Genomic DNA, 11433 nt, shown 5'->3' with positions numbered 1-11433 from the left:
AAATTTAGGCTATATTAGAAGCAGATACGCAATATCTGACAGCGCTCACTCCCCGAGCTTGCTCGGCAGATTTAACGCCTGCCATAATACGCCACAACGCGTTGCGATAATGGTGATTCGACCACCAAAGACACCAAGGCTAATTAATACCTAGAATGCCGAGCGTTGATGGTCGTTTTGATGGCTTTGTTATGCGTTTTTGTGTGGGTATACCGTGAAATTATGATCAAACCACAGGACATAAAATATATTACGTCGCCTATAGCCCACTAACGGAGCTTTACCTTTAAACCTAAAAGCTAAGAAATTCTTTAAATCTGGAGGAATAAAATCTGGAACTCCTGTTTTTATAGATTTCTTGCTGATTTTTTCATAACCGAGGCCATGGCGGCCTTCCTCTTGTATTGACTTCCATGTAAATGATTTTCTTTTAAATATGGCATCTGCAAAAGCCGCTTTATGGTCTTTATCAAGTTTGCTATAACAATATTTCCCAGATACAACACGCTCTAAAGAGAATACAATTTGTGAATCCTCGTAGTCCGTAGCTGACTCATTAACTGTTAACCTCGATGTTCCACCTTTACCTTGATTTGCTTTAGGGGCAGCTGCTGCAATACCTCGCTTTTTCTTGCCTCCACCCATTAATTAATTCAACCTATTCTCAAAATAAGACACTATTTCACCGAATGGTATACAGCCTGCTTTAGCTTCATTGTCAAGCCAAGGCTTTTCATCATGAGTCATATTACGCAATTTCCATGCGCTATATTTGCCAAAAACCTCGTATACTTCATCAATAATTTCAAGCTCTTCTTCAGTGAAATCTCGCTCAATATCACTAGAAACATCTAATTCTATTGGGTTACGTCCAAAGTCTTTAAACTCATGATAAAGAGATGGAATTACTGGCCCATGCTCCCAAGCTTCAAAGTCATCATCAAACAACGCGCGCCCAGTTATCGCGCTAAAAAAACCTTGGCAGTACCACGTTAATTTTTGTAATTTCAGATTAGACAAATCACTATTATCTAAATCTTGCCAGCTAATCAATAACTTAGCCACATCATATGCTGTTACCATATTAATACTCCAATTGTAACGCCGGAATTTTAACACTGAACATACAAACAGTGTAGTACCAGCTTCATGAAACGCATAACGCCTGCAATAAGGTGCCCCGCACTGAACTAACAAAGCACACCGAACTCCATACCAAAACCGCCGAGTGTAACGGGTCACCTTGATTGCCTTGTTAGCACTTTAAAGCGTCTGATTGATTACTAAACTGTAAGTTTCATTGCGCAGCGATATTGTTCCGGCAAGCCTACTTCAATTTCATGCTCGATCAACGATTTCAGTCTGTCGTTTTGCTCATTAACATTTAAGGTTAAAAACCCTAGCTTTCTATAATAGTTAGCGTTCCATGGAACATTGGAGAAAGTTGTTAATGTAAGGTCCTTGTTTTCATTTTCAGCAAAATTAATAACAAAGCCTAATAGCTGATTTCCTATACCTTTCCTTTGATAATTATAATCTACAGCAAATTCTGATATGTGAATTGAAGACTCTTCCTCAATATTGTCTAAACATATAAAACCTACAATTTTTGAATCAAGCTCTGCTAACCATGCACCATTGTTTCTAACCGCTTGTTCATAAAACTCTTTGCTATGTAAGGGCAGATTTTCAGGTAAACAACTCAAAAATTCGACTGGCATTGCTGAAAAGACAGATCCTGACTCTTTTTCGACATGAACCATTTGGGAAATATCGCCCAGAAGAGCCCTGCGTATCTTTCGGTTATTTACCTTTTTACACTGATTCATCATTCAATCCTTATGATCAACAGTTTAATTTACCAACTCTCAGCTAATATGCTCTTAGGTGCTAACGCCTGCCATAAGGTGTGCCCCACTGAACCAACAAAGTGCACCGAACTCCATACCAAAACCGCCGAGTGTAATGCATCACCTTGATGGCTTTGTTATGCATTTTGATGGTTATGAATTTCTTCAGACACGTTGTTAACAAATGCTTCAATGTGCCCAATTGCTTCCATTGTTATTTCTCGATCTACCTTGATTAACTTACCATCGGTAGTTTTACCATCACGATGGACAATATCATGACGAAGTGAAGTAATACGACATACATTAGATATATCTATCGATAAACTTTTACCCAATATTGCCTTTAATATTTCTCTAACTTTCGGAATGTTGTGATACATAATTTTTGAAAGCTCAGTAATAGCAAAACCTTGAGCTCCATCTTTTTGTTTGGCAATTTCACTAATTGTGAATTTACACTCCTTTAAAGCCTCTACTTTATTTATAGCATTAATGAAATACTTATTATCAGCAAGAATAAGAGATCGTACTGTATCAGCTAAGAATGATTCCATTAGTGTAACAGCATGAGCGTATGACATTTTGTAAAATGTTTCTTCATGGAATACTGCAACTTGCATATCCATTAAGTCACGTAATTTGTGAATTTGAAAATGAAATGTTCGTTGTATATCTGAGTACGAGTGAGATACATACCAATCAAAAAACTCAACAGGTTCCTCTTGGCTCGCCTGCATATATGCCCATTCTTGAGCTAATTCGTCCCACCCCGGAGTTTCTTCATCTGCGTCTTCATCATCGAGGTGTTCACATATCCATATACGCATTTCTTCTTCTTGCAGACCTAAAATATAATCTGTTGTACTGCTCATTTTTACTCCCTTTCTAATGCATAACGCCTACAATAAGGTGTGCCACGTTGAACCAACAAAGCGCACCGAACTCCATACCAAAAATGCCGAGTGTAATGCATCACCTTGATTGTTTTGTTATGGCTACGATTGAATGCCGTACTGACTTGAATCATATAAAGACATAAGCAAATGACCTACTTTTTTCTAAAGACCTTGGTCAGTGCATGCACTGATTCTTTTAAGAAGATAAATAAACCAGATTCTGGATGTGATGCTGCATACTCTTCAGTTGCATAGATAAAGTTTGATTTAAACTTTTCTATCGCTTCCGATTCAGTATCTGCATAAATATAGTCATCTTCAACTTCAAACCCTTGCGCTAGTAATTGTTCTTTTTCTTGTAAAAAACTATCAGAAGCAGAATTCAAGAAAGTAAATTCTTTCCGATTTGTATTAGGCTTACAAAAAAACTGATATTTACTCATTTTATTTCACCTTTACCATTAATTTCAGAAAGTAGAATAACATATGGACATAATGTTAATTCAAACACAAGAGGAAAAATGAAGATTACAGCGGAGATCAGATCTTACGATTATACCTTTTGATTCTGTCTAAGGTGCATTAGAACGATGAGCTTATAAAAGTGGCCATAACGCCCGCAATAAGGTGTGCCACGTTGAACCAACAAAGCGCACCGAACTTCAAACCAAAAATGCCGAGTGTAAAGGCATCACCTTAATTGCATTGTTACATGCAGCTCCGAAGCTAAAGCGGCTTTGCCGCCCCACCGAGACAACAGGAAAGCCTGCAATCGTCCGCGGAGTCTGAAGTAATTCAATCTATAGAATTACAACAATCAACCAACTCAATTGGCTACCTAAGTACAGCGACCTAGTAACCACAAAAATCACAACACGCCAACTAGGCACTCAATAATGCGGCTTCATGAACTTGGGTAAGACAATGCCATTTAGGCCAAAGAAATTCAGGAACCTCAGATCTTAAACCGCATATACGATGAACGATTCTTTCTGCATGCGATCACAGGAGGAAACCACAGTAGCCCAACGGCATTGAAGCCAAAACAGTTATAAAATACGCATGTAACGCCCGCAATAAGGTGTGCCACGTTGAACTAACCAAGCGCACCGAACTTCAAACCAAAAATGCCGAGTAAAACGCATCACCTTGATTGCATTGTTATGCCTGAATTACAACCACTTATCTTACTTGGCAAAGAAATGAAGAACAAATAGTAATCTCACAAATTGAAGTAGCAAATGCCCTCAAAGCAACCACTCTCCTCACTCTCAAACCACGATAACCAATGACCAGACTTGCCTTGATTTTTATAACCACAGAACAAGAACTCGCTTCTCGAACCAAATAAACGATGATGTTAAAAGCTAATTTCAACGTCAATGGAACGAGTTATTTACCGCGCTTTTGCAGCAGAGGAACAAGCACTGTTTGGACTTAATATTTAATTAGGCAACCCACAATTATGTGACCACCGATGCCTGAGATGTTCAAGAATTGATGGCAACGATACTGAATTGCCGTTTCGCCAAACCTATGGGTTGAAGAGACAAAGGCTCATTCAACGCGGAACTGACACCCGACGTGAAAGCCTACATTTCAATTCAAAATATGAGCAGGCATAACGCCCGCAATAAGGTGTGCCACGTTACACCAACCAAGCGCACCAAACTCAAAACCAAAAATGCCGAGTGTAAGGCATCACCTTGATTGCATTGTTATGCATGCACTACAAGCACTTAGCTTAATTGGCAACCTCACTTTTTATGATCTCAAAGCAATCACACGCTTATCGGCGAAACCTGGCTAGCGTTGCCTCGAATATTATAACCACGGAACAAAAAGCGTATTTTGAACCAATCTGTTTAAGTAGTTGAAAGCAAACTTACATTTCAACAGAGCGACCAATTTACAACGTCTTGGCAGCCGCAGAACAGACACCGTTCCGACTCTAAATTCACTTAGGCAACCCACGAATATCTGACCGTTGATGCCTGAGATGTTCAAGAATTGATAACGACAATACTGAATTGCCGTTTCACCAAACCGATGGGTTGAAGAAACAGAGGCTCATTCAACGCGAAACTTACACCCGACGCGAAAGCCTGCATTTCAATTCAAGATATAAACATGCATAACGCCTTGGCATAAGGTGCGCCAACGCTGAACTTACTAAACCAATTACACTTCAAACCAAAACCGCCGAGTGTTTAGCGTCACATTAATGCCCTTGTTACCCGGACGTTCGACTTAGCTCAAGCAGCTTGCCTGCCATGATGAGGGGCAGTTAATAGCTGCGTAGATTAAGCGCGACAAACATCCAACTCAAGGCAGACAAATTCAAAACTATAACCACAAAAATGACTGCGCGTTTACCCACAAAATAGCGGCAACGATGAAGTTAGCACTATGGTTTACCTAGAAAAGATGAACCAGAAGCGCCTGCAATATTGATTAAAAGGCAGCCCAAACTAAAGCCGCGAACATCGTCCACAATGCTATTGCTTACGGCAACCACCAAAATGTAACCACTTCCCTGCCAGCGAACCGACCACATTATTGAAAGCGGCTATCCTAGATAATGGTTCGGCAATAGCTGAGAAATTTAAGAACGAGTAAGTACGCAGAGCATCAACCGCCACGGCTGAACCATAGTTAAAACCAAATACAGAAGTTGGCGCGGTGACCAGCGAACATTCACGCAAGTCGTTAAGAAGTTTAAAAACAAGAAACCGCTATGACCGATGAACGATGCTTACTGCATACGAATTTATCTGGAATTGACCAACTCACAGCAACAGCGGAGTAAAGTAAGCAAAAAGAACTCAACCAAGTCGGGTAACGCCTGCATAACACGTTTGCTACTATGCCGACCTAGCTGAATTTTTACGCCTTAATCACTGAAACTAAAGGCAAACTGACAACGCCGAGTGTAGCAAATCGTGTTGATGCATTTGTTATACCCGATGTTATTCATCCATGAAATAATCAGTATCAACCTTAAAAGTTGAATAAATTTTTATATTCGTAATGCCAACACCATGGGTAAGCATTAAGTCACACAAAAGATCACCATTAATTAAAACAATACTTTTTTGCTGTTTTTCAACATAAGATTCTGCTGTTTTAGCAAAGGAAGAAGTTGTTATAAAAACCCCTTTTTGAACATTTTCCATAGCACCTACAAATTGTTGTAAATCAGGTCGACCTATTTTATTAGATGTATACCGTTTAGCTTGAATATAAATTTTATCTAAACCAAGCTTATCCTCTTTAATAACACCGTCAATACCACCATCACCAGGAGCGCCACTGACTAAACCGGCCCCAGGGAAATCGCCCCCATAACCCATAGCTAAAAGCAAATCGACAACCAAACGTTCAAAGAAAGCAGGATCTGAAGCTAAAATATGCTCTAACAACAAATTCTTAATACTTGCTCTATGCTCAAGGTAAGCATCATGTAACTTTTCTTCAGGCAGCTTATCATTTAATAATTGAACTGGTGCTGTAACCGTCTTTTTTGTTTTTTCTACAACTGTCAAATCAAATAAATAATACTTTGTCGTTTTTCCATTTTTACTGTCAATAATGAAATGCTTTGCAGGACTTGCTGAGGGAAAATCTAAACCATAACAGTGCTTACGAAGCTTGCTATTCACCATTGCTTCAGGCGACTTCGCACCAAATTCGTATAATCCTCGACTAATAATTTCGCTATAAATCTCTTTGTATGTAAGAGGTTTTTTTAATGCTGAAAGAACTTCTTTTATCGCTTCAACAATTGTCACTGAACTATCCTTTTTATTTTAGGGTATAACGCCTTGGCATAAGGTGCGCCAACGCTGAACTTACAAAACCAAATACACTTCAAACCAAAACCGCCGAGTGTTAAGCGTCACCTTAATGCCTTTGTTACCCGGCCGTTTGACTTGGGTTAAGCAGCTTGCCTGCCATGATGAAATGCAATTAAAAAAGACGCTGATTAAGCGCGACAAACACCTAACCCAAGGCAGGCAAATTCAAAACTATAACCACGAAAATTACTGCGTGTTTACCCACAAAATAGCGGCTACGATAAAGTTAGCACTATGGTTTACCTAGAAAAGACGAACCAGAAACGCTCGCCAATATTGATTAAAAGGCTGCCCAACTAAAGCCGCGAACAACACCAACAGTTCAAATATTTGCGGCAACCACAAAAATGTAACCACTTCCCTACCAACGCACCGACCACAATATTGAAAGCGGCATCCTCGATGATGGCGCGGCAATAGCTGAGAAATTCAAGAACTGGTCAGTACGCGGAGCATCAACCGCCACTGCCGAACCATGGTTAAAACCAATACAGAAGTTAGCGCGGTGACCAGTGAACATTCACGCAAGCCGTTGAGAAGTTTAAAAATAAGAAGCCGCTACAAACGAGGAACTATTCTAACTGCATACGAATTTATCTGGAATTGACCAACTCACAGCAACAGCGGAGTTAAGTACACAAAAAGAACTGAACCAAGTCGGGTAACGCCTTGGCATAAGGTGCGCCAACGCTGAACTTACTAAACCAAATACATTTCAAACCAAAACCGCCGAGTGTTAAGCGTCACCTTAATGCCTTTGTTACCCGACCGTTCGACTTGGGTTAAGCAGCTTGCCTGCCATGATGAAGTACAATTAAAAACTGCGCTGATTAAGCGCGACAAACACCAACCTTAAAGCAGACAAATTCAAAACTATAACCACGAAAATTACTGCGCGTTTACCCACAAAATAGCGGCAAAGATGATGTTAGCATTATGGTTTACCTAGAAAAGATGAACCAAAAACGCTCGCCAATATTGATTAAAAGGCAACCCAAACTAAAGCCGCGAACAACACCCACAATTTTACTGCTTACGGCAACCACCAAAATGTAACCACTTCCCTGCCAACGAACCGACCACAATATTGAAAGCGGCATCCTCGATAATGGCGCGGCAATAGCTGAGAAATTTAAGAACGAGTAAGTACGCAGAGCATCAACCGCCACGGCCGAACCATGGTTAAACCAACTACAGAAGTTGGCGCGGTGACCAGCGAATATTCACGCAAGTCATTGAGACGTTTAAAAATAAGAAGCCGCTACAAACGACGAGCGATTCTTACTGCATACGAATTTATCTGGAATTGACCAACTCACAGCAACAGCGGAGTTAAGTAAGCAAAAAGAACTCAACCAAGTCGGGTAACGCCTTGGCATAAGGTGCGCCAACGCTGAACTCACAAAACCAAATACACTTCAAACCAAAACCGCCGAGTGTCAGGCGTCACATTAATGCCATTGTTACCCGGCCGTTCGACTTGGCTAAAGCAGCTTGCCTGCCATGATGAAATGCAATTAAAAACGGCGCTTATTAAGCGTGACAAACACCAAACTTAAAGCAGACAAATTCAAAACTATAACCACGAAAATTACTACGCCTTTACCCACAAAATAGCGGCTACGATGAAGTTAGCACTATGGTTTACCTAGAAAAGATCAACCAGAAGCGCGTGCCAATATTGATTAAAAGGCAGTACAAACTAAAGCCGCGAACATCGTCCACAATGCTATTGCTTACGGCAACCACCAAAATGTAACCACTTCCCAACCAACGCACCGACCACAATATTAAAAGCGGCTATCCTCGAAAATGGTGAGGCAATAGCTGAGAAATTTAAGAACGAGTAAGTACGAGGAGCATCAACCGCCACGGCCGAACCATGGTTAAAACTCAATAAAAGAGTTGGCGCGGTTACCAGCGAACATTCACGCAAGTCGTTGAGACGTTTAAAAATAAGAAGCCGCTACAAACGACGAACGATTCTTACTGCATACGAATTTATCTGGAATTGACTAACTCACAGCAACAGCGGAGTTAGGTACACAAAAAGAACTAAACCAAGTCGGGTAACGCCCGCAATAAGGTGTGCCCCACTGAACCCGCAAAGCGCACCGAACTCCATACCAAAACCGCCGAGTGTAACGCATCACCTTGATTGCTTTGTTAAATTTCATCTTCAAGCGTACGATCTTTTGATACCCAATATTCTTGATTCTCAGTGTACCAATTAACATGTTTAGATAAACCGTCAAGATCAGGAAATGCAAATGCGTCATTTATTCCGTAATGATTTAATTCAAACCTCAATTCTTTAACATAAGCTTTATCGATGATAATTAACTCAAGTTCATCCTCTTCATATAAAACTTCTTCTAACGGTTTATTTGGTATTCCATGTGCAGTAAAAACACCGCCTTGCCTAGCAATACGAGGAACAACACCATTTGGCTTGAACAACGAAATGCGATCATATTCTTCTGGTTTTACATTTTTGGGAATTAGTACTTTATGAGGCTTATAACAGTAAATATGGGAATCTGTATCATAGTTATGGGTTGTAGCAAAATAAGCTGCAACCATTGGATTATAACTCCAATCTAATAATCGTGTAGCTAAACCATGATGCTGTGCAATAGCTAACCAATCCCAATCATTTTCAGGAACATTGGAAACATATTCAATTGCACGTCTTTTCCATGCCTGTAAAACTGATAAATCATCAGATTTATTGTATGGATTCCGACCGGCTTTAGGTACAAGTGCCCAATCAGGATCTGCATGCCCACGAAAAACCCATCGATTGGATTTACGATAAATCGAAAGAATTTCGTGTAACTCCGAAAAACTAGAAATATTATGAATCTTCAAATTTACCCCCTGAAATTTAACGCCTTGGCATAAGGTGCGCCAACGCTGAACTTACTAAACCAAATACACTTCAGACCAAAACCGCCGAGTGTCAGGCGTCACATTAATGCCTTTGTTACCCGGCCGTTCGACTTGGCTAAAGCAGCTTGCCTGCCATGATGAAATGCAATTAAAAACGGCGCTTATTAAGCGCGACAAACACTCAACTCAAGGCTGACAAATTCAAAAATATAACCACGGTAATTACTGCGCGTTTACCTACAAAATAGCGGCTACGATGAAGTTAGCACTATGGTTTACCTAGAAAAGATGAACCAGAAACGCTCGCCAATATTGATTAAAAGGCAGCCCAAACTAAAGCCGCGAACATCGCCCACAAGTAGACTGTTTTCGGCAACCACCAAAATGTAACCACTTCACTGCCAACGCACCGACCACAATATTGAAAGCGGCTATCCTCGATGATGGCGCGGCAATAGCTGAGAAATTTAAGAACTGGGAGTACGCAGAGCATAAACCGCCACGGCCGAACCATGGTTAAAACCAAATACAGAAGTTGGCGCGGTTACCAGCGGACATTCACGCAAGTCGTTGAGACGTTTAAAAATAAGAAGCCGCTACAAACGACGAACGATTCTTACTGCATACGAATTTATCTGGAATTGACCAACTCGCAGCGAAAGCGGAGTTAAGTACACAAAAAGAACTCAACCAAGTCGGGTAACGCCTTGGCATAAGGTGCGCCAACGCAATACTTACAAAACCAAATACACTTCAGACCAAAACCGCCGAGTGTCAGGCGTCACATTAATGCCTTTGTTACCCGGCCGTTCGACTTGGCCAAAGCAGCTTGCCTGCCATGATGAAGTGCAATTAAAAACTGCGCTGATTAGGCGCGACAAACACCTAATTCAAGGCAGACAAATTCAAAACTATAACCACGAAATTACTGCGCGTTTACCCACAAAATAGCGGCTACGATGATGTTAGCACTATGGTTTATCTAGAAAAGATTAACCAGAAACGCTCGCCAGTATTGATAAAAAGGCAGCCCAAACTAAAGCCGCGAACAACGCCCACAATTATATTTCTTTCGGCAACCACCAAAATGTAACCACTTCCCTACCAACGAACCGACCACAATATTGAAAGCGGCTATCCTCGAAAATGACTAGGCAATAGCTGAGAAATTTAAGAACAGGTAAGTACGCGGAATAACAACCGCCACGGCCGAACCATGGTAAAGACCAAATACAGAAGTTGGCGCGGTGACCAGCGAACATTCACACAAGTCGTTGAGACGTTTAAAAATAAGAAGCCGCTATGAACGACGAACGACTCTTACTGCATACGAATACTTCTGGAATTGATCAACTCACAGCGACTGCGGAGTTAAGTACACAAAAAGAACTCAACCAAGTCGGGTAACGCCTGCAATAAGGTGTGCCCCACTGAACCAGCAAAGCGCACTGAACTCCATACCAAAACCGCCGAGTGTAACGCATCACCTTGATTGCTTTGTTATATTCTCATTTCTTCATCAAGTGATGATATATATTCCTCAGTGAGCAACTTTGTCCTATAACAATCATCATCTGTATACGAAAAAATCTCGCCAGCAAACTCAGGTAGGTCAATATCAACAGGAACAGGTGTATCTTCAATAGACTTAGTTTCGTATATTGCTTCACCGTCAATAATGCGTATTAAAGCGATACCATGCTGTGTTGCATATTGAATAGCCCCTTTTTGAAAACCAGTTGTTGCAATGATAAAACCCTTATGAGCACCAATGGATTCAAGCTTTCCATGAAGAAGCTGAACCACATCACGTTTAATCGGATTTTTGTGACGCTTACATTCAACTAATACCTTAAAGTCACCACCAAACATTTCAAACTGACAGTAGATATCAATTTGATATTCTCCATCATGTGATTTTATTTTTTTATCATG

At 40.7% G+C, this 11433-nt stretch carries 12 protein-coding genes; 1 reads left to right on the top strand and 11 read right to left on the bottom strand.

Going from position 1 to position 11433, the window contains the following annotated elements:
- Positions 1-189: 189 nt before the first annotated feature.
- The 10 genes from ASV53_RS19240 to ASV53_RS19205 form a co-directional block, all read right to left on the bottom strand.
- Positions 190-645: a hypothetical protein gene (locus ASV53_RS19240; protein ID WP_094958280.1), complete on the bottom strand. Its 456-nt coding sequence runs from the start codon at positions 643-645 to the stop codon at positions 190-192.
- A gap of 3 nt (positions 646-648) precedes the next feature.
- Entirely contained in the window at positions 649-1083 is a 435-nt protein-coding gene (locus ASV53_RS19235; protein ID WP_094958279.1) for a Panacea domain-containing protein, read from the bottom strand.
- Positions 1084-1283: 200 nt separating this feature from the next.
- Positions 1284-1832, bottom strand: coding sequence for a GNAT family N-acetyltransferase (locus tag ASV53_RS19230; RefSeq protein ID WP_094958278.1), 549 nt, complete (start codon positions 1830-1832; stop codon positions 1284-1286).
- A 155-nt stretch (positions 1833-1987) separates the two neighbouring features.
- On the bottom strand, positions 1988-2725 hold the full coding sequence (locus ASV53_RS19225; RefSeq protein WP_094958277.1) for a hypothetical protein: 738 nt from the start codon (positions 2723-2725) through the stop codon (positions 1988-1990).
- A gap of 176 nt (positions 2726-2901) precedes the next feature.
- Positions 2902-3192, bottom strand: a complete 291-nt coding sequence (locus tag ASV53_RS19220) for a hypothetical protein (RefSeq protein WP_094958276.1) — start codon at positions 3190-3192, stop codon at positions 2902-2904.
- A 2055-nt stretch (positions 3193-5247) separates the two neighbouring features.
- Positions 5248-5391 carry a hypothetical protein gene (locus ASV53_RS25565; RefSeq protein WP_189337919.1) on the bottom strand — a complete coding sequence of 48 codons (144 nt, stop codon included), beginning with the start codon at positions 5389-5391 and terminating at the stop codon, positions 5248-5250.
- A gap of 327 nt (positions 5392-5718) precedes the next feature.
- On the bottom strand, positions 5719-6540 hold the full coding sequence (locus tag ASV53_RS19215; RefSeq protein ID WP_094958275.1) for a restriction endonuclease: 822 nt from the start codon (positions 6538-6540) through the stop codon (positions 5719-5721).
- Positions 6541-7547: 1007 nt separating this feature from the next.
- Positions 7548-7775, bottom strand: coding sequence for a hypothetical protein (locus ASV53_RS25225; RefSeq protein WP_141226283.1), 228 nt, complete (start codon positions 7773-7775; stop codon positions 7548-7550).
- A 560-nt stretch (positions 7776-8335) separates the two neighbouring features.
- Positions 8336-8479, bottom strand: a complete 144-nt coding sequence (locus ASV53_RS25560; protein WP_189337918.1) for a hypothetical protein — start codon at positions 8477-8479, stop codon at positions 8336-8338.
- Positions 8480-8772: 293 nt separating this feature from the next.
- Positions 8773-9477, bottom strand: a complete 705-nt coding sequence (locus ASV53_RS19205; RefSeq protein ID WP_094958273.1) for an FRG domain-containing protein — start codon at positions 9475-9477, stop codon at positions 8773-8775.
- An 810-nt stretch (positions 9478-10287) separates the two neighbouring features.
- Between ASV53_RS19205 and ASV53_RS25555 the strand changes: the two genes are divergently transcribed.
- Positions 10288-10449 (top strand): hypothetical protein, encoded by a 162-nt coding sequence (locus ASV53_RS25555; protein ID WP_189337917.1) that lies wholly within the window; start codon positions 10288-10290, stop codon positions 10447-10449.
- A gap of 549 nt (positions 10450-10998) precedes the next feature.
- Here ASV53_RS25555 and ASV53_RS19200 read toward each other — a convergent pair.
- Positions 10999-11433: restriction endonuclease (locus ASV53_RS19200; protein WP_141226282.1), on the bottom strand; the 435-nt coding region annotated here is incomplete at its 5' end.

The sequence above is a fragment of the Photobacterium sanguinicancri genome (assembly GCF_002265265.1).
GTDB classification, from domain to species: domain Bacteria; phylum Pseudomonadota; class Gammaproteobacteria; order Enterobacterales; family Vibrionaceae; genus Photobacterium; species Photobacterium sanguinicancri.
This window is presented reverse-complemented; position numbering and strand designations above follow the sequence as displayed.